The organism is Romboutsia sp. LXY-2 (assembly GCF_056171995.1).
In genome coordinates this window covers 139,635-158,850 of record NZ_JBKFGI010000006.1, presented here as the reverse complement: position 1 = coordinate 158,850, position 19,216 = coordinate 139,635, and the positions used below count along the sequence as shown (strand labels likewise).

Genomic DNA, 19,216 nt, shown 5'->3' with positions numbered 1-19,216 from the left:
AGTTAAGGTACAGTTAAGTATTCTTTGATACAATAGAGCAAGAATGTGTAAAATGCGTGAAATAGGTTGGATGATTTTCCTGATTTGATTACATAGCGTAAAGGAATTAATACATGCAGAAGTAAAGAAAAGGTTTAATAATGGAGGATAAATATGGATGGAAAAGAGCTAAATACACAAAAAAATTGTAATTATTCTAAAGAAGATGGAAGGATAATGACAGAATTAGATTTAGAAAAATACAGCATAAAGAAGAATGAATTAGGCTGTTGCAATAACTGTGGTTCTGAAAATGATAACCTAGGAAGCTATTGTAAAAATTGTGGAGCAAAATTATATAGTATTTGTGAAAATAATAGTAATAAGAAGTATTTTTATGATATAAAAAAGATATTAATTACATGTTTAAGTTCTGTATTTATTTTATATATAGCTTCCTTAATATATAAAGGTATTATCTTTATGGAAGGGAAAGAGCTAAATGAATTAGTTAATCCTCTACACATATTACTAGCAATGAATTTAGGGAATGTTGATATATTTACAACATCAATGATTTCTTCAGGGACTGTTAATATTAAAGCAGGTATGGTTGTAATGGTTGTACTTCCTATAATTACATTGGCAGTTACGAACTTAATATTTATGAAAGAATCTAATGATAGCATTAAATCTATATCAGCTAATTCTATTGCGATTGGTTTATGTTATGGTGTTATTTTAGCTATATTGAGTGCTTTTAGTAAGGTGCGTATAAACACGGGCGATAACTTTTTATATTCAAGTGCAGTAGTATACGGATTTAGTACTATTAGTTTACTAGTACATGGATTTGTACTTGGCTTTATAAGTACATTTACGGTAGGATTATTTAAAGTGAGAGATAAAAATGTTAATATAGAAATAATAAAAACATCAATCAAAACTGTAGGACTAGGAATTGGATGTACTTTGATTATACTCATGATTTTAAGTTTCTTTAATAGAGGCTATATTCATGAATTAGGATTATACAGCTATGTTAATAAGATATCTTTTGGAGTAGTAGTTATACAATTAGCAGTGTATCTTTGGGCATTTGCAAATTTAGTGCCTGTAACTATTGGAAATATAACACTTTCCTTATTAGGATTAGGTAGCAGAAGTTTATCTTTAGATACAAAACTAGTTCTAATTTCCTTTATTTTCGTTTCTGCTTTGATTTTATTAGTGGCAGGCAACAAGCTTAAGCTAAAGTATAGAGATGATGGTATAAGGCTAGTGAGTATGTTTAGTTTAACATACTCACTAATTATGGGAATATTAGCGTTAATATCAACAATAACAGTTAGTGGAAATAGTACATATTCATTATCTATGGGATTTGGAATTGTTGTGGCAGTAATTGTGTCGTATATATATAGTTTTATAATCACTTTGGTAGGATATAAACTTAGTTAATAAGGTATTTATAAGGAGAATATTTATGATAAAAATAGAAAATAGATTTATAAAAACTAAAGGAAATAATAGTCTAGAAAATAGAACATTAGTTGATGAAATAAAAGAAGCAGAAAAAGAAAAAGCAAAAATATTTATGGAAATGGGAATTTTACTTTATCAAAAAATTAGAGAAAATACTATTGAAGATGCCAGTTTTGAAAAAATGAGTGATGAGTTAGTTGAATTAGATAAACTAATATATAATAATAGACTAAAGATTGAGGGAGCTAATCTACAAAATCATAAATCAACTTGTGATTGTGGAAATATAATTGATGAAGACAGTAAATTTTGCTCTCAGTGTGGTCAGATGATCGAAAAAGATGAAGGAATAAGAGCTATAAAATGTCTATCGTGTGATAGTGAACTAGATGTAGACTCAAAATATTGTGTATGCTGTGGTAGTAAATTAAACAATCAAATTTATATTGATGAAAAATAGTTTTATATATGATAAACTATAGTGGTATTTAATTTATTGGAGGTATAGTATGAGTGAAGATGTAAAGGTAAAAGACGATAAGATATATGAGACTTTCAGTATCACTATGGAGCTAGAAAGACCTTTACTTGTTGATGAAGAAGAGGATAACTCTTCTAAAATACCAAAGAAAAAAACTATATATAGAAATATATTGATAGGTACAGTTGCTTTATTAATAACTGGAGTTATTGTTTTTCTTATATGGGCAAGTAATTCTTATAAACCTCAAGACGCTGCTAAACACGCATTAATAAGTGATAACACTGTAGATGTTAAAATATCAGACTATATATCCTTTACACCTAAAAATGTAGATGCGACAAAAGGATTTATTTTTTACCCAGGAGCAAAGGTAGAACCAGAAGCTTATGCACCTTTAGCAAGAAAGGTTGCAGAACAAGGATATGAAGTTATTATTGCAAAAATGCCATTTAATTTAGCTATCTTCTCTCCAAATGAAGCTAGAAAGATTGTAGATGATTACAAAAATATTGAGAGCTGGACAATAGGAGGTCATTCTTTAGGTGGAGTGATGGCATCTAAGTTTGCTAGTGATAATAAATATATAGATGGAGTGGTTCTTTTAGCATCATATCCAATGGGGGATGAGCTTAAAAACTTAGGCAAAGAAGTAGTTTCTATATGGGGAAGTAGTGATGGAGTTTTAAATTTTGAAAGCCTTTATAATTCAAAGGCTAATTTACCACAGGATACAACTTATGTTGAAGTAGAAGGTGGAAATCATGCTCAATTTGGTGATTATGGAAAACAAAGTGGAGATAGTGATGCACTTATAAGTCAAGATGAGCAAATGGAATTAGCAGCAAAGAGTATAATAGACTTTATGAATAAACTTAAATAATAAAATAAGAGGATATATCAAATGATTATTTGATATATCCTCTTATTTTATGTAATAGTATATAGTTTAATTGAATTTAAACTATATACTATTACAATTATATTATACAGTTGGCTTATTTATACTTTGATTAGAAGTGTTTATAAACATTTATGTTGTTCCATTCAACTTGTTTAATTTCTTGCCTAAATCCATCTACAAACCACATTATATCTTTTTTTCTTATGCATCCTATAATATAAAGTAAAACAAAGTATATTGATATAATACAAATTATTTGAAGTGTTAACATTGAGCTTAAACTGAAGAAGTTAAAAGAATATTTAACTATGTAACAAGATAAAGAAATACAAATTGATGGCTTAATCAACCAATCTATAAGTTGAAAGTTTAAACCTGTTACTTTAAGAAGCCTGTTTATACTCAAGGACGAATTTAATATTGTACTTGCAAATAGTACAATAATGAATCCTTCGATTCCTTTTTTAGGTATTAAGTAAAATATCAGAATTATTCTTATGACCATATCAATTAGGTTATATTTTAAAGTACTCATTTGTTGGTTAAGGGCATTTAGACTACCATCTACAACTCTATCTAAATACATCATTGGAATAAGAGGAGCTAGTATTTTCATCATTACGCCAACCTGAGCATCGTTATAAAGAGCTAATCCTAACTCATTAGAAAATATTATGAATAGTCCTGATGCAAATACTGCTATAATCAAAGTGAATTTAAAAACTTTAGAAATTATGTAAATTACAAGTTTGTTTTTATGTAGTGCACTAGCTTCTGCTATCTCTGGTATTATCAATGTTGAAAAAGAAGCTAAAAATATTGCTGGAAAACCAAGTATTGGAAGAACCATTCCTTTTATCATACCGAATATTGATAATGATAATGCATTTGACGATCCAAATTGTCTCAAAGCATTAGGAATAAGGATATCTTCGACAGTTCTTAAAGCCGTTTGTATGTAAGCGCTACAAGCAATAGGAATTGCTATAAAAGCAATATCAAAAAGTCTAAAACCTGGAACTCTAGAAAGTGTTTTTTTGACTTTAGGCTTCTTTTCAAATATGTAAAGTATATAAGAGTATACTGCTGAAAAAATATTCCCAACAGTCATTCCAACTGATATAAGGCAGCAAGTAACTTCTAAGCCCTTGGGTAAAAATATACTTAGTGGAACTATAATAATAGTCATCATTATTAAGGATTCAAAAACATCAGTAGTAACACTTTTTATAACTTTCCTAGCTCCGTAAAAGTAGCCACAAAAACAAGATGCAATACCTGTAAAAGGCAGACCAAAGGCTAAAATTTTAAGTGGTATTATAGCACGAGTATCTTTAATCCATGCTATACTTATAAATTCAGCTCCATTATATAAAAGTATGGAAGTTATGATACTAAAGAAAATACAATATATAACTCCTTTTGAAATAATACTTTTTATATTATTAGCATTACCTTTACCTAGCTCTTCGGCAACTAATCTTGTAGTAGTAACCCTTATACCTGATATTGCCAAAGTTGACGCCATAATATTTATACTCATAATAATTTGGTATAATCCCATACCTTCTGCACCTATTTTATTAGATAGGTAAACTCTAAATCCCATTGAAATAAAGCCGAGTGACATAGTTGAAAAAGTTAGAATTAAAGCGTTTAAAATTAATTTTTTTCTTTTCATAATATTATCTCCTAAAAAAATATAGCATGTTCATATATATGCAATTTGTCCTTATAAAATTATTGATTGATAAAAGTTTACAAATTTTAAAATGAATATGATTAAGTGATAATTGAAAGAATATTAAAGACATCATATTTTAAGGAGGAAATTCATCAATGAATATAAAGAATCCAAATAAGAAAAGTGTTTTTTCATCACAAAGTGAATATTTTAAAGGACTAAATTCATCTAGTCCTGAATTTAAGGCAAAAATGAAGGATGGCCAATTCCAACACTCTCCAGAAGAGAGCAAATATGGAGGAAGCAAAGAAGCTGCAAAAGCTAAAAATATATATAAGTAAAATAAAAGTACCTCAAGATATCACAATATTTTGAGGTATTTTTATTTATTTTTGTTTTAGAATTTAAGAATGGGATATGAGATAAATAGGTTAAAAAATGATTGAATTTCAATATATAATAATAAATATTGTACATTAATTAGAAGGAAATGCTTAATTAGTGTATATTTTTTTTAAAAATACTAATATTTTATTGTAAAACGAATAGTAAATTGGTATAATTATATCGAGAAATGTCGAAAAACGATGAAAATATTATATAAATGTTCGGATTTTGGAGGTGTTTATGGAAGATAAGTTTATGAAAACTATAGACCTAATAAAAGAAGAGATGATTTTATTAAGCGAGTCTATATTTGAAAAGCCAGAATTAGGGTTTAAGGAAGTAAATACTAATAAGGCAATATGTGAAATACTTGAAAAGTACAATGTTACTTATAAAAATGATGTTGCTATGACAGGGATAGTTGCAACACTAGATTCAAAGAAAGAAGGGGCACATATAGGTCTACTATGTGAATTAGATGCAGTACCAACAATAAATCATCAATTTTCAAATCCATTAGATAATGCAGCTCATACATGTGGTCATTATGCTCAAGTAGGAACTATATTAGGAGTATTCCTAGGTCTCAAAGAATCAAATATACTTGAAAACCTAGGGGGGAAAATTTCTTTTATAGCTACACCTGCAGAAGAATACTGTGATTTTGAATATAGTAATAACTTAGTAAAAAATAAAAAGCTTACTTACATATCAGGGAAACAAGAAATGATAAAATTAGGTGTTTTCAATGATGTAGATCTAATAATATCATGTCATACAATGGGAACAGGAACAAATTATTACGCAGAAACAAATTCAACGCTAAATGGCTTCTTAGGAAAGAGGATAACATTCAAAGGTAAATCAGCGCATGCTGGAGCGAATCCAAGTGAAGGTATAAATGCCTTAAATGCAGCAACGCTTGCAATGAGTGGTATAAACTTCTTAAGAGAAACATTTAAGGAAGAAGATGCAATAAGAGTTCACTATGTAATGACACAAGGTGGTACTACTGTAAATTCAGTACCTGAACAGACAATGTTAGATATGTATATAAGAGCTAAAACTTTAGATACAATACTTGAGGTGAATAAAAAGGTAGATAGAGCAATAAGAGGTGGAGCCCTTTCTATAGGATGTGATGTAGAAATCTGTGATACAGGTGGATACTTACCTTTAGTTCAAGATAAAAATCTTAATTCAGTAATAGAAAATAATCTGTTAAAGTTTATGGATGAAGATAGAATATTAAAAAACTGTCACTCATTTGCATCAGGTGATATTGGGGATTTATCGCACTTAGTACCTACAATTCAGGTAGGGGTTGCAGGTTTTGATGGGAATATTCATGGATTTAATTTTAAAACAGAAGATACAAAATTAGCTTATGAAATGCCAATGAAGTATTTGGGAACATCAGTTATAGAATTACTTTCAAATAATGGTGAAGTTGCCAAGAACATAAAAAGTAAATTTGAGTCTAAATTCACTACAAGTGAGTATATAGACTTATTAAATAATTTAAATAAAAATAAATATTACAACTTGGAGGATGAAAATGTTTAAGAAAAAATTAGTTAGTGCCCTTTTAGTTATGAGTATGGGTGTTGCAGCTTTAACAGGTTGCTCAAATGGTTCTGAAGATTCTAAAGGTGGAGACTCTGATAAGGTTAAAGTTTCTCTTTTAGTTACAGGAGCTTTAGGTGACAAAGGTTTCAATGACTCAGCAAACGCAGGAATAAAAGAAATAGAAAAAAAGTTTGGTGACAAAGTAGAAGTAGAAACAATAGAAATGGGATTTGACCAAACTAAATTCGAACCATCTTTAGTAGATGCATCTGAATCTGATGCAGATATAATAATAACTGGTGGATGGGATATGAAAGAACATTTAGAAAAAACAGCTCCATTATATGAAGAAAAGAAATATATAGTATATGATACAGATGTAGATTATGATTCTTATGAATTAGAAAATGTATACTCAATGACATACAAGCAAAATGAAGCAGGTTTCTTAGCAGGAGCATTAGCAGCATCTGTTACTACAAGTGATATGGAATTTGCAAATGCAGAAAAGAAAATAGGATTTGTTGGTGCTAGAGATACATCAGCAGTTATAAATGACTTCTTAGTTGGATATATAGAAGGAGCTAAGTTTATAGATAAAGATGTTAAAGTAGAAGTTTCTTATGTTGGTTCATTTACTGACTCAGCAAAAGCAAAAGAATTAACTTTAGCACAATACACTAATGGTGTTGACGTGGTATTTACTTCAGCGGGACCTGCATCTGTTGGATCAATAGAAGCCGCAGCTCAAAGTAAGAAGTATGTATTAGGTGTTGATAGTGATCAAGCATTAGCGTACGAAGGAAAAGATGAACAACAATATATAATATCTTCAGCTTTAAAAAGAGTTGATAATTCTTTAGTTTTAGCTGTTGAAAAATACTTAAATGATGAACTACCATTTAATACTCATGAAGTATTAGGTATAAAAGAAGATGGTGTAGCACTTGCTAACAATGCTATATACCAAGAAAAAGTTACAGAAGCTATAAGAACTAAATTAGAAGAAGTAGCTAATGAAATGAAAGATGGTAAAATAACTGTTTCTACAGCTTTAGGAATGGAAGAAAAAGATTTAAAAGAAATAATAAATAACGCAAAGTAATAATTATTAACACGTAGGGAGACGAGATTATGAAAAAAGAAATCTTAAAAGCTACAGAGCTTACAAAAGTCTACCCTGGTGGAGTAGTTGCAAATAACGGCGTAAATTTAAGTATAAATGAAGGGGAAATACATGCCTTAATAGGAGAAAATGGTGCAGGTAAATCTACACTTATGAAAATGCTATTTGGTATGATAAGTCCTACTTCAGGGGACATATTTGTTAATGGAAAGAAAGTGGCATTTGGATCTTCAAATGATGCTATTAAGGAAGGTATCGGTATGGTGCATCAGCATTTCATGCTGGTGCCTTCTTTAACAGTAGCAGAAAACCTAATACTTGGACATGAAATTCAAAATATGGGAATTTTAAAAAGAGAAGAAGCTTTTAAGATTACCGAGGAAATATCTAAAAAGTATAATCTTAAGGTTGATGCTAGAGCAAAGGTAGCTGACATAAGTCTTGCCATGAAACAAAAACTAGAAATATTAAAAGCCCTATATAGAGGAGCTAAAATACTTATACTTGATGAGCCTACTGCAGTACTAACTCCTCAGGAAACTGACGAATTATTTGAACAATTAAAGTTACTTAGAGAAAATGGATATACAATAATATTTATTTCTCATAAATTACATGAAGTAAAAGAGCTTTGTAATAGACTTACTGTACTAAGAGACGGAAAAACAATGGGTACGTATTCTGTTAGTGAATTAACTGAACAAGAAATATCAAGATTAATGGTTGGTAGAGATGTTGACTTAAATATCGAAAAAACTCCAAGAGATTTTAAAGCACCAATTCTTAGCGTTAAAAACTTAGAACATACTAATAGTTTTGGTAAAAAAGTAATAAATAATGTTACTTTTACTGTAAGGCAAGGTCAAATACTTGGTGTTGCAGGAATTGAAGGTAATGGACAATCAGAGCTTGTATCAAGTATAGTTGGTGCAATAAAAAATGTTTCAGGACAAATAGAATTAGAAGGCGAAGACATACTTAAGCTTAATATTCTAAAAAGACAAGAAATGGGTATTTCTCATGTTTCTGAAGATAGAATGATATATGGTAGTGCACCAAAATTATCTATAGAAGATAATGCCATATCTAAAATATATGCATCTAAAGAGTTAAAGACTAAGGGACTTATGGATCTTAAAAAGGTTAAAGAATTTACAACTAACTTGGTTCAAGAGTTTAAAGTTAAGCATGATACAACGAAGCAAGCTATAAAAGACTTATCTGGAGGTAACATCCAAAAGGTAATAGTTGGACGTGAATTTTTATATGATCCAAAGCTTCTTATAGTAAACCAACCTACTCGTGGTATAGACGTTGGAGCTATAGAATTTATAAGACATAAAATATTAGATATGAGAGAAGAAAAGAAAGCTGTTTTACTTATATCAGCAGATTTAGGAGAGGTGCTGTCTTTAAGTGATAGTATAATCGTAATGAGTGAAGGTAAGATAGTTGGATATATTGATGATGCAAGTAAAGTTACTGAAGAAGAATTAGGACTTTACATGCTAGGAATTAAAGAAGACAGTAAAGAAGTGATTGGAGGTGCTTACTGTGAATAAAAAATCAAAAAAAAGTTCTAATTTCCTAAAGCACTTTGAATCATTTAGATTATTAATAGCTATTCTTATAGCATTAGCTATAACAGCAGTTATAGTATTTATGGTTAGTGATGACCCTGTTAAAGCACTTACAACATTATTAACAGGACCATTACAATCTAAGAGATACTTCTTTAATGTGCTTGAAATGATGGTACCATTAATGTTTACAGGTTTATCACTAGCACTTGTGTTTAAATCTGGGAACTTCTCAATGATTACAGATGCTTCATTCTACATGGGGGCAGTAATAGCGGTATTTATTGCTATAAAATTACCGCTACCAGCAGTAATACATCCTGCAGTTGCAATAATAGCAGCAGGGATAATTGGTGGTTTAATAGGTATGATACCTGCATTTTGTAGAGTAAAATACAAGGCCAATGAACTTGTTACATCTTTAATGTTAAACTATGTATTCTTCTTTACAGGATTATATATAGTAAACAAATTCTTAATAGATAGAAAAGCTAGTAACTTTGCATCGCTTAAGTTTTTAGAAACATCTAGCTTAGGAAATATAATAGATGGTACTAGACTTCACTATGGATTTATAATAGGATTATTACTTTGTGCTGCTCTTTATATATTCTTAACTCGTACAAAGTGGGGATATGAAATAAGATTAGTAGGAAGTAATATAGACTTTGCTAAATACTCAGGAATAAATACTGGGAGAACTATATTATATACATCATTTATATCAGGTGCAGTAGCAGCTATGGGTGGTGCTATAGAAAAGCTTGGAATGTATAATCGTTTCCAATGGGCCAATGCTCCGTCATATGCTTGGGATGGTGTAATAATAGCTACACTTTCAGGAAATAACCCTAAGTTTATACCATTAGCAGCATTTTTCTTATCTTACCTTAGGGTAGGGGCAGATATAATGTCTAGAAAAACTGATGTTGAAAACGAGCTAGTAGCTATAATACAAGGTATTATAATATTACTAGTTACAGCTGAAAGATTCTTATACTTTATGAAACAAAGAAAAGAGAGTCAACTAGCTCTAGAAAATGCAAAGGCAGAAGGAGGTAAATAATAATGGAAGCTATTTTTGATATATTATTAAACCAAGATTTCTGGTTTGCAGTTTTAAGATCTACAACACCTGTTCTACTTACTACTTTAGGTGCCTTAATTGCTTCAAGAGCTGGAGCTAGAAATATAGCATTAGAAGGTACTATGCTTACTTCCGCTTTAGTTGGGGTAATAGGTAGTGCATTAACTCAAAATGCTTATATAGGTCTTTTGATGGCTATATTATCAGGTATTATAATGAGTAACATACTTGCATACTTTGCATTAAAATTAAAATCGAATATTATACTTACAGGTATAGCACTAAACCTAATGGCATCAGGAGGTACTGTATTTGCTCTATACTTATTTACGGGAGATAAGGGAGCGTCTACATCATTACATTCATTAGCTCTACCTAATATAAATATACCTGTAATAGAAAATATACCTGTAATAGGGAATATCTTATCAGGACATCATTTACTTACTTATGTAGGTTTAATATTAGTTGTATTAATATGGGCTATGTTTAAGTATACTACATTAGGACTTAGAATAAAGGCTGTTGGAGAGTCTCCAGAAGCTGCTGAATCAGTTGGTATACCAGTTAACAAGATTAAATATATAGCACTTACAATGAGTGGGGCCCTTGCTGCTATGGGGGGAGCATTCTTATCTATGGGATATGTTACATTATTCTCAGCGGGTATGACTTCTGGACGTGGATATACAGCACTAGCTACTCAAGCTATGGCTAATGGTAATCCTGTAATAGCTCTTTTAACATCTGGGCTATTTGGATTTAGTGAGAGTTTATCAAACTATCTTCAAGGATTCTCTTTACCAATAGAGTTTATTCAAATGTTACCATACTTAACTATATTTGTAGTTTACGTAGTTTACTGTGCTAATAAAAATAAAGAACAAGATAATCTATAAATAAAAATATACTAGCGTTAATTAACGCTAGTATATTTTTTTTAATAATATGTTTTTTTCAAAGCTACCATATTCTTCTTTCTTTTCAATCATTCTCTTTATTAAATCTTCTGAGCTATATCCGTATTTTTTGCCAATTGTATAAACTATCTCTAATATATCAGCTAGCTCGTCTAAGTCTTGTGTATCAACTAAATCGAATATCGTTTCTTGTAATTTGATGTATAGGTATTCTAAGGCGTGGTCTTTATTAAGAGTGTCTACATCACATTTATTTCCTTGATTTTCTAATATTTGTGGGACATTATCTCTGACTAATTTTCCGAAAGACTCCATGCAAATACCTCCTAGCACAATTTCACATATAAATAAAAATTAATATGGGATATTATAATTCTATTCAGACAAAATAAATATATATCTAAAATTTAAGGAGAAATAAAAATGAGGGTTAGACTTGGATACGTTGCTATTGCATTAAATCTAGGAAAAGTTACATCGTCAAGTACTTTTACTTATGCTAGATATTCAAAGATGCAGTGTGATAAAGAAAGATTAAAGAAGTTAAAAGAGATAACTTATTCAAATATAGAAGCCTTAGAAACAATACTTGATTATAATATTAAGAATAACATACACTTTTATAGATTAACATCGAACCTAATACCTTTAGCTACCCATCCAGAGGTTATGTGGGATTATATGAAGTATTTTGAAAAGGATTTTAAGTATATAGGAAAAATAATAAAAGATAGTAATATTAGGGTTGATGCCCATCCAGATCAATTTAATGTTATTAATAGTGAAAGAAGAGAGGTTGTAGAAAGTACTATTAGAAATCTTAATGTACAAGCAGATTTATTTGAAGCTATGGGAATTGATGATGGAAAGATGGTTATCCATATTGGAAGTGGTCAAGGCGGTAAAGAAGCTAGTGGTGAAAGGTTTATTAATAATTTAAAGGATTTTCATAAAAGGATTAGTGATAGGTTAATATTAGAAAATGATGATAAGGTGTTTACTGCTAAAGATGTATTATACATATGCCAAAGGGCTAATTTACCTATGGTATTAGATGTGCATCATCATGTTTGTAAAAATGATGGAGAGTATATTGGTGATTTGCTAAAGCCAATATTTAATACTTGGGATAATGAGAACCTTCCACCAAAAATACATTTTTCAAGTCCTAGAGAATTTGAAAATGACAGAAAGCATGCAGATTTTATAGATGTAAATTCATTTATTGATTTTCTTCTTATAGCTAAAAATACAGTAGATAGAGATTTTGATGTAATGATTGAAGCTAAGCAGAAAGATGTTGCGCTATTTAAGTTGATTGAAGATATGAAAAAAACTAGAAGTGATTTTAAATATATAGATGATACAACTATAGAGATATAGATTAGCACTAATTTAAAACTGCGAACAATTAAGTTATTAAGGGTAGATAGCATAAAATTATGCATAAATTTTTACGCTTAAACTTAAATGTTCGCAGTTTTTTTGTGAAAATATGAAAAAAATATAGGCTTATAAAAAATATTTTTTATACGATTGAAATTTTATATTAAAAATTTATGTTTTTTAAAATGAGGATTTTTTCAAAAAGCTATTTTGACTAAAAACCTAAAAGGGTTAGAAATACTAAACTCATATAAAATTAATGTAAACTTGAGTTTAGTTATAGTAAACAAATTTAAAATTAATGTAAACTGAATATAAAATAATTGTCGGAGACACTGGCAATACTGGTATACAAAAAATATGGTAAAATTTAAAAAAAATAAAAAAGTTATTGCAATTAAAAAAAAAAGTAACTATAATAAAAAAGGTAAGTTTAATAGAACTAAATTTTAATTATAGAAATAATAAGAAATTCTTATAAAAATTCAAATAAAATTATAAGAAAGGAGGGTGTTATCTTGAGTGTTTACAACAATCAACTTAATGAGATAGATATGTTTGTAAATAGAGATGAGCATGAAAAAGTACCTCTTTTACAAGGATTAAGAGAATATTCAACTAAAAATATTGCTTGCTTTGATGTTCCAGGACATGTAAGAAGTCAAGGTGTGGAGATACTAAACGAATATTTTGGTAAAGACATTATGAAGATGGATATTAACTCATCACCTACTATGGATAATGTCGCTAATCCAAATGGTTTAATCAAAGAAGCTAAAGATTTACTAGCAAAAGCATATAGAGCAGATGAGTCATTTTTTATAACCAATGGCACAACAGCGGCAATACATGCAATGATACTAAGTACAATAAGTCCAGGTGATAAAATACTTTTACCAAGAAACATTCACAAATCTGTAATAAATGCATTAACATTTTGTGGAGGACTACCAGTATTTATTCAGCCTAACTATGACGAAGAGTTTGGCATAAGTCTAAATATTGATTCGGATAAAGTAAAAAAAGCACTAAATGATAATAAAGATATAAAGGCTCTTTTTATTCTGAATCCAACTTATTATGGTTCATGCAGTGACTTAGGTAAAATAGTTGATGTATGTCATAAAGAAGGTGTATTAGTGCTTGTTGATGAAGCCCACGGAGCGCACTTTCCATTCCACGATGATTTGCCGAAATCAGCAATGACAGTAGGAGCTGATATGTCAGCAGTAAGCATACATAAAACTGGAGGAGCTTTAACTCAAGCATCAGCACTTTTAGTAAATAATAAAAATATAGATGCAAAAAAAGTTCAACAGTCAATAAATATGCTACAGTCAACATCAGCATCATACTTACTAATGGCAAGTATTGATGGTGCAAGACACAATTTAATGTTAAATGGTAATGCTCAACTATCAAAAGCATTAAATTTATCAAGATATGCAAAAAGTAAGTTAAAGAAAATTGAAGGAGTAAAAGTTAGTTCTAGTGAAAATCAGGATAACTATTCTTCAATAAATGTTGATGAAACAAAACTTTGTATAAATGTTAATGGTTTAAATTTAACTGGTTTTGAAGTTTATGATTTATTATATAAAGAATTTGGAGTTCAGGTAGAACTAGGTGATATTAATAATATTTTAGCACTTGTTTCTTTAGGAACTACAAAGGCTGATATAGATAAGCTTATAAATGCAATTAAGGTTATAGCTAAAATTCCTAAGAAAGAGAAAAATGCTTTAGATATTGAAGTTAAGCCTATTACCCCAAAAGTAAAATTAAGCCCTAGAGATGCATTTTACTCAAGTAAAGAAAGTATTAAGATAGATGATTGTGTAAATCGAGTAAGCGGAGAATGTATAATGGCATACCCACCGGGAATACCAATTATTGCACCAGGTGAAATTATTACACAAGAAATTATTGATTATATAAAAATTTTAAAAGAAAATAATGCGTATATGACAGATATGAAAGATAAAGAACTTAACACAATACTTGTTGTATGCGAGTAAATACTTTAACAAAATATAAGGAGCGTGAAAAAAATGAAGTTTGAAACTTTAGGAAGACACATATTAGTAGAATACTACAACTGCGATGAGGAGATACTTAGAGATCCAAAACTTATAGAAAAATTTATGAATGATTCTGCACTTAATGCAAAAGCAACAATAGTTGATTCAGTATTTCACCACTTTAACCCATGGGGAGTTTCTGGAGCAGTAATAATAGCAGAATCACACTTAACAATACACACATGGCCAGAATATGGATATGCAGCAGCAGATTTCTTTACTTGTGGTGATATAGATCCATGGAAGAGCTTTGAGTTATTAGAAGAATTATTAAAGGCTGAAAGAAGTGAATCAACAGAAATACCAAGAGGTTTAACAACAAAAATACAAAAATTTGCAAAAAAAGATTTAGGCAATATTACTCATAAGCCGGAAGCTGTATAAATAATAAATACCTAAATAAAAATAAATAAAAATAAAAAATAAATTGGACTAATATTATAACATAAAAATAGAAAATACACAAATTACTATAAAAATATATAAATAAACATAAAGAAAAATAAAAAATAGCAAAAAAATATATAAAGCTATCAAGAAAATAAAGATAAAATTACAAAGTAAAAAGTATTAAATCAAAATATAACTTTTTTAAGTATTATAAACATAAAAATATTAAATAAATTGGAGGAGAGAGTATGGAACTTTGGTACACAGAAGAGTGGACAGAAAATGTACGTTTCTCAATAAAAGCAGAAAGACAATTATATAGTGGTCAATCAGATTTCCAAAGGGTAGATGTTTTCGAAAGTAAAGAATTTGGAAAATTTTTAACACTAGATGGTTTAATGATGGTAAATTACAAAGATGAATTTATTTACCATGATATGATAGTACACGTACCTATGGCTACTAATATGAACATAGAAAATGTATTAGTTATAGGTGGTGGAGATGGAGGTACAGTAAGAGAACTTACTAGATATCCACAAATAAAGAAAATAGATATGGTTGAAATAGATAAAATGGTTGTTGATGTATCTAGAGAGTTTATAGATATATGTGCATGTAAGTTAGATGATGAAAGAGTAAACCTATATTATGAGGATGGAGTTGCTTTTGTTAAAAACTCAAAAGATAAATCATACGACTTAATTATAGTAGATTCTACTGATCCTATAGGACCGGGAGAAGGATTATTCTCAGTAGATTTCTACAATGATTGTTATAGAGTATTAACTGATGATGGTATACTTGTAAATCAAAATGAAAGTCCATATTTTGATTTTAATGCAAAAGAAATGAAAAGAGCTAATGAAAAGATAAATAACTTATTCCCGATAGCTAAGGTTTATCAAGCTCATATACCTACTTATCCATCAGGACACTGGTTATTTGGATTTGCATCTAAAAAATATGATCCTATAAAAAATCAAAACAGAGAAGCTTGGGAAAAGTTAAATCTAAAAACTAAATACTACAACAGTGATTTACATTTTGGAGCATTTATGCTACCTCAGTATGTAAAGGATATGCTTAATGAAAAATAATATGTTCTCTCATATAAAGACATTTATGTGTATGGATAATGAATATGATGAAGCTGATGTAGTAGTGTTTGGAGCAGGATTTGATGGAACTACTTCAAATAGACCGGGAACAAGATTTGCAAGTACTGCAATGAGAAGTGAGTTTTATGGACTAGAAAGCTATAGCCCAATGCTAGATTTAGATTTAGAAGATTTCAAGTTATGTGATATTGGGGATTTAGAATTAAGTATCGGGGATACTAACAAAGTACTTGAGGAAATATATGAAGGTACAAAATCAATAGTAAAAGATGATAAAGTACCTTTTATGATAGGTGGAGAACATTTAGTTACGCTACCGGCATTTAAAGCTGTAAATGAGAAGTATGAAGATATATATGTTCTTCATTTTGATGCTCATACTGACCTTAGAGAAGAATATAATAATAATAAAAATTCTCATGCAACAGTTATAAAAAGAATATGGGATATAATAGGAGACAATAGAATATTCCAGTTTGGAATAAGGTCTGGAACTAAAGAAGAGTTTAAATTCGCACTTGAAGATAAACATACTTATATGGAAGTTTCTACTATAAATACCTTTGAGAATATTGTAAAAAGCTTAAGTGGAAAAAATGTATATTTAACTATAGATTTAGATGTATTAGATCCGTCTATATTCCCTGGTACAGGAACGCCGGAACCAGGTGGAGTAACTTATAGAGAGTTTGAAAATATATTTAGAGTATTAAAAAACTCAGATATAAAATTAGTAGGATGTGACATAGTAGAATTAAGTCCAGATTACGATAATACAAATGTTTCAACAGTTACAGCATGTAAAATATTAAGAGAATTAAGCCTTGTAATAGGAAATAATATAAACAAAAGATAATAGGAGGAAAGAATTATGGCTAGACATTTATTTACTTCAGAATCAGTTACGGAAGGGCATCCAGATAAAATATGTGACCAAATATCAGATGCAATATTAGATTCATTATTAGAGAACGATCCACTTGCGAGAGTTGCTTGTGAGACTACAGTTACTACTGGTCTTGTACTTGTAGCGGGAGAAATAAGTACAAATACATATGTAGATATACCAAAGTTAGTTAGAGAAACTGTAAGAGAAATAGGATATGATAGAGCAAAATACGGATTTGACTGTGACACTTGTGCAGTAATAACTTCTATAGATGAGCAATCTGGAGATATTGCTATGGGAGTTGACGAAGCTTTAGAAAATAGAAGCGGTGAACAAAGTGAAGATGAAATAGAAAAAGTAGGAGCTGGAGACCAAGGTATAATGTTTGGTTTTGCATGTAACGAAACAGAAGAATTAATGCCACTTCCAATATCTTTAGCTCATAAATTAGCGAGAAGATTAACAGAAGTTAGAAAAAATGGTACATTAGCTTACTTAAGACCAGATGGGAAGACTCAGGTTACAGTTGAATACGATGGTAATAAGGTAGTTAGAGTTCATACAATACTTATATCAACTCAACACGGAGAAGAAGTTGATAATGAAACAATAAGAAGAGATTTAATAGAATATGTAATAAAAGCTGTAATACCTTGTGAATTACTTGATGAAGAAACTATAATATACATCAACCCAACAGGAAGATTCGTTGTAGGAGGACCACAAGGAGATACAGGTCTTACTGGAAGAAAAATAATAATAGATACTTACGGAGGATACTCTAGACACGGAGGAGGAGCATTCTCAGGAAAAGATCCAACAAAAGTTGATAGATCAGCAGCTTATGCTGCGAGATATGTAGCTAAAAATATAGTAGCTGCGGGACTTGCAGATAAGTGTGAAATAGAATTAGCTTACGCAATAGGTGTAGCTAAGCCATTATCAATATTCATAGATACTTTTGGAACAGGTAAAGTAAGTGAAGAAAAGTTAGTAGAGCTTGTAAATAAGCACTTTGACTTAAGACCGGGAGCAATAATAAGAGATTTAGAGTTAAGAAAGCCTATGTATAAAAATGTTGCCGCATACGGACACTTTGGTAGAACTGATTTAGATTTACCATGGGAAAGAACAGATAAAGCTGAAATATTAAAAAGTGAAGCTTTATAAATAATACTTATAAAAAGCTTGGTTAATAAATTTAACCAAGCTTTTTTGCGTAACGGACGAAGTCGTTGGAGTAATGGGATAGGAAGTAATTTGACGACGTAGTCGCTTATGTGAAGCGAATTTATGTATAAGAAAAATAGGCAATAAGAATTGTATAATATATCATAAAAGTAACTAAAGTATGAGTACTTCATATATTGATATTAAGAGTTAATAATATAAAAATATTAAGGGGGAAATGATTATGAAGTATTGTTCTTACAAAATAGGATATATAGTTGAAATAACTGATAGCCCAAATGAACCTTATAAATTTATCACTATAGCAAAAGATCCTAATGATATATATACTTATACAAAACTAGTTTATAGTGAACAAACATTAGTACTAGATTGGAACTATAATGAAATTAGTGTAGATGATTTAAGAATAGGGGATCTTGTGGTTGCATATCACTCTAATGCAATGACTATGAGTATACCACCTCAAACTTCAGCTTATATAATTAAAAAATTAAATAGAAATTAATAAGGGGGATTTACTTTGAAGTGCTGTTCATACAGAGTTGGGATGATAGTAGATATTTCAAGTACTTTTAATGACCAATATAAAACTATAACAATAGGAAGTAGCCCTTATGATGTTAATACATTTATTAGGTTGGTGTGTAATGGTACAACTTTGGTACTAGATTCTAGATATCAAGAAATAAGATTAGAAGACTTAGAAGTAGGAGATTTAGTAGTAGTATACCATTCAAATGCAATGACTAAAAGCATACCACCGCAAGCAACAGCATATATAATAAAAAAATTAAATAATGAATAGTTATGAAAAAGCCGCAAAACATAGCGGCTTTTTTTGTTGTTACAATAACTATAGGATTGTAAATTTAATTAAGAGTATAAATCTATAAAAATCCAACCTTTTAAAGTATATGGTGTCTTAATAGATGTAAAGTGATTTGAGGAGGAAT

Annotated in this window: 19 protein-coding genes; 17 read left to right on the top strand and 2 right to left on the bottom strand. The window is 29.7% G+C overall.

All coding sequences use genetic code 11. The annotated features are described in order from the left end of the window. Positions 1-153 precede the first annotated feature (153 nt). Genes ACI48P_RS11915 through ACI48P_RS11905 form a run of 3 tightly spaced genes read left to right on the top strand, consistent with a single transcriptional unit; the run spans position 154 to position 2,828 of the window. The gene (locus ACI48P_RS11915) at positions 154-1,440 is read left to right on the top strand and encodes a hypothetical protein (protein ID WP_475215958.1); all 1,287 of its coding nucleotides are present in this window, start codon (positions 154-156) and stop codon (positions 1,438-1,440) included. Positions 1,441-1,465: 25 nt separating this feature from the next. Further along, positions 1,466-1,924 (top strand): zinc ribbon domain-containing protein, encoded by a 459-nt coding sequence (locus ACI48P_RS11910; protein ID WP_475215956.1) that lies wholly within the window; start codon positions 1,466-1,468, stop codon positions 1,922-1,924. A 49-nt stretch (positions 1,925-1,973) separates the two neighbouring features. Further along, complete coding sequence (locus tag ACI48P_RS11905; RefSeq protein ID WP_475215954.1) at positions 1,974-2,828, top strand: alpha/beta hydrolase; 855 nt, start codon at positions 1,974-1,976, stop codon at positions 2,826-2,828. A gap of 130 nt (positions 2,829-2,958) precedes the next feature. Here the strand turns inward: ACI48P_RS11905 and ACI48P_RS11900 are convergent, their stop codons facing one another. Next, complete coding sequence (locus tag ACI48P_RS11900; protein WP_475215952.1) at positions 2,959-4,530, bottom strand: oligosaccharide flippase family protein; 1,572 nt, start codon at positions 4,528-4,530, stop codon at positions 2,959-2,961. 158 nt (positions 4,531-4,688) lie between these two features. On the opposite strand from ACI48P_RS11900, the gene ACI48P_RS11895 reads away from it, so the two are divergent. From ACI48P_RS11895 to ACI48P_RS11870, 6 genes are all read left to right on the top strand, one after another. Beyond that, complete coding sequence (locus ACI48P_RS11895; RefSeq protein ID WP_475215951.1) at positions 4,689-4,874, top strand: hypothetical protein; 186 nt, start codon at positions 4,689-4,691, stop codon at positions 4,872-4,874. A gap of 286 nt (positions 4,875-5,160) precedes the next feature. Further along, positions 5,161-6,486 (top strand): amidohydrolase, encoded by a 1,326-nt coding sequence (locus tag ACI48P_RS11890; RefSeq protein ID WP_475215949.1) that lies wholly within the window; start codon positions 5,161-5,163, stop codon positions 6,484-6,486. Then, the gene (locus ACI48P_RS11885) at positions 6,479-7,594 is read left to right on the top strand and encodes a BMP family ABC transporter substrate-binding protein (protein ID WP_475215947.1); all 1,116 of its coding nucleotides are present in this window, start codon (positions 6,479-6,481) and stop codon (positions 7,592-7,594) included. Before ACI48P_RS11890 ends, ACI48P_RS11885 begins: the two co-directional genes overlap by 8 nt. A 29-nt stretch (positions 7,595-7,623) precedes the next feature. Continuing rightward, positions 7,624-9,177 carry an ABC transporter ATP-binding protein gene (locus ACI48P_RS11880; RefSeq protein ID WP_475215945.1) on the top strand — a complete coding sequence of 518 codons (1,554 nt, stop codon included), beginning with the start codon at positions 7,624-7,626 and terminating at the stop codon, positions 9,175-9,177. Continuing rightward, positions 9,170-10,261 (top strand): ABC transporter permease, encoded by a 1,092-nt coding sequence (locus ACI48P_RS11875; RefSeq protein ID WP_475215943.1) that lies wholly within the window; start codon positions 9,170-9,172, stop codon positions 10,259-10,261. Before ACI48P_RS11880 ends, ACI48P_RS11875 begins: the two co-directional genes overlap by 8 nt. A 2-nt stretch (positions 10,262-10,263) precedes the next feature. Continuing rightward, positions 10,264-11,181: an ABC transporter permease gene (locus tag ACI48P_RS11870; RefSeq protein ID WP_475215941.1), complete on the top strand. Its 918-nt coding sequence runs from the start codon at positions 10,264-10,266 to the stop codon at positions 11,179-11,181. 27 nt (positions 11,182-11,208) lie between these two features. On the opposite strand, the gene ACI48P_RS11865 is transcribed toward ACI48P_RS11870, so the two are convergent. Next, a complete protein-coding gene (locus tag ACI48P_RS11865) occupies positions 11,209-11,517 on the bottom strand; it encodes a MazG-like family protein (protein WP_475215939.1) in 309 nt (102 codons plus the stop codon). A gap of 108 nt (positions 11,518-11,625) precedes the next feature. On the opposite strand from ACI48P_RS11865, the gene uvsE reads away from it, so the two are divergent. From uvsE to ACI48P_RS11825, 8 genes are all read left to right on the top strand, one after another. Then, a complete protein-coding gene (uvsE, locus tag ACI48P_RS11860) occupies positions 11,626-12,585 on the top strand; it encodes a UV DNA damage repair endonuclease UvsE (protein WP_475215937.1) in 960 nt (319 codons plus the stop codon). A gap of 521 nt (positions 12,586-13,106) precedes the next feature. Continuing rightward, positions 13,107-14,606, top strand: a complete 1,500-nt coding sequence (locus ACI48P_RS11855; protein WP_475215935.1) for an aminotransferase class I/II-fold pyridoxal phosphate-dependent enzyme — start codon at positions 13,107-13,109, stop codon at positions 14,604-14,606. Between the two features lie 33 nt (positions 14,607-14,639). Beyond that, positions 14,640-15,053: an adenosylmethionine decarboxylase gene (gene speD, locus ACI48P_RS11850; protein ID WP_475215934.1), complete on the top strand. Its 414-nt coding sequence runs from the start codon at positions 14,640-14,642 to the stop codon at positions 15,051-15,053. Between the two features lie 254 nt (positions 15,054-15,307). Next, on the top strand, positions 15,308-16,159 hold the full coding sequence (gene speE, locus ACI48P_RS11845) for a polyamine aminopropyltransferase (protein WP_475215932.1): 852 nt from the start codon (positions 15,308-15,310) through the stop codon (positions 16,157-16,159). Further along, entirely contained in the window at positions 16,149-17,036 is an 888-nt protein-coding gene (speB, locus tag ACI48P_RS11840; RefSeq protein WP_475215930.1) for an agmatinase, read from the top strand. Before speE ends, speB begins: the two co-directional genes overlap by 11 nt. Positions 17,037-17,051: 15 nt before the next feature. Further along, entirely contained in the window at positions 17,052-18,239 is a 1,188-nt protein-coding gene (gene metK / locus ACI48P_RS11835; protein ID WP_475215928.1) for a methionine adenosyltransferase, read from the top strand. A gap of 244 nt (positions 18,240-18,483) precedes the next feature. After that, the gene (locus ACI48P_RS11830; RefSeq protein WP_475215926.1) at positions 18,484-18,768 is read left to right on the top strand and encodes a hypothetical protein; all 285 of its coding nucleotides are present in this window, start codon (positions 18,484-18,486) and stop codon (positions 18,766-18,768) included. A 15-nt stretch (positions 18,769-18,783) separates the two neighbouring features. Beyond that, entirely contained in the window at positions 18,784-19,068 is a 285-nt protein-coding gene (locus ACI48P_RS11825; protein ID WP_475215925.1) for a hypothetical protein, read from the top strand. Positions 19,069-19,216: the final 148 nt, after the last annotated feature.

What these genes read in the sequence shown, in the direction of transcription:
- ACI48P_RS11915 (WP_475215958.1), top strand. Translation starts at nt 154, where the DNA reads ATGGATGGAAAAGAGCTAAATACACAAAAAAATTGTAATTATTCTAAA.
- ACI48P_RS11910 (WP_475215956.1), top strand. Translation starts at nt 1,466, where the DNA reads ATGATAAAAATAGAAAATAGATTTATAAAAACTAAAGGAAATAATAGT.
- ACI48P_RS11905 (WP_475215954.1), top strand. Translation starts at nt 1,974, where the DNA reads ATGAGTGAAGATGTAAAGGTAAAAGACGATAAGATATATGAGACTTTC.
- ACI48P_RS11900 (WP_475215952.1), bottom strand. Translation starts at nt 4,530, where the DNA reads ATGAAAAGAAAAAAATTAATTTTAAACGCTTTAATTCTAACTTTTTCA.
- ACI48P_RS11895 (WP_475215951.1), top strand. Translation starts at nt 4,689, where the DNA reads ATGAATATAAAGAATCCAAATAAGAAAAGTGTTTTTTCATCACAAAGT.
- ACI48P_RS11890 (WP_475215949.1), top strand. Translation starts at nt 5,161, where the DNA reads ATGGAAGATAAGTTTATGAAAACTATAGACCTAATAAAAGAAGAGATG.
- ACI48P_RS11885 (WP_475215947.1), top strand. Translation starts at nt 6,479, where the DNA reads ATGTTTAAGAAAAAATTAGTTAGTGCCCTTTTAGTTATGAGTATGGGT.
- ACI48P_RS11880 (WP_475215945.1), top strand. Translation starts at nt 7,624, where the DNA reads ATGAAAAAAGAAATCTTAAAAGCTACAGAGCTTACAAAAGTCTACCCT.
- ACI48P_RS11870 (WP_475215941.1), top strand. Translation starts at nt 10,264, where the DNA reads ATGGAAGCTATTTTTGATATATTATTAAACCAAGATTTCTGGTTTGCA.
- ACI48P_RS11865 (WP_475215939.1), bottom strand. Translation starts at nt 11,517, where the DNA reads ATGGAGTCTTTCGGAAAATTAGTCAGAGATAATGTCCCACAAATATTA.
- uvsE (WP_475215937.1), top strand. Translation starts at nt 11,626, where the DNA reads ATGAGGGTTAGACTTGGATACGTTGCTATTGCATTAAATCTAGGAAAA.
- speD (WP_475215934.1), top strand. Translation starts at nt 14,640, where the DNA reads ATGAAGTTTGAAACTTTAGGAAGACACATATTAGTAGAATACTACAAC.
- speE (WP_475215932.1), top strand. Translation starts at nt 15,308, where the DNA reads ATGGAACTTTGGTACACAGAAGAGTGGACAGAAAATGTACGTTTCTCA.
- speB (WP_475215930.1), top strand. Translation starts at nt 16,149, where the DNA reads ATGAAAAATAATATGTTCTCTCATATAAAGACATTTATGTGTATGGAT.
- metK (WP_475215928.1), top strand. Translation starts at nt 17,052, where the DNA reads ATGGCTAGACATTTATTTACTTCAGAATCAGTTACGGAAGGGCATCCA.
- ACI48P_RS11830 (WP_475215926.1), top strand. Translation starts at nt 18,484, where the DNA reads ATGAAGTATTGTTCTTACAAAATAGGATATATAGTTGAAATAACTGAT.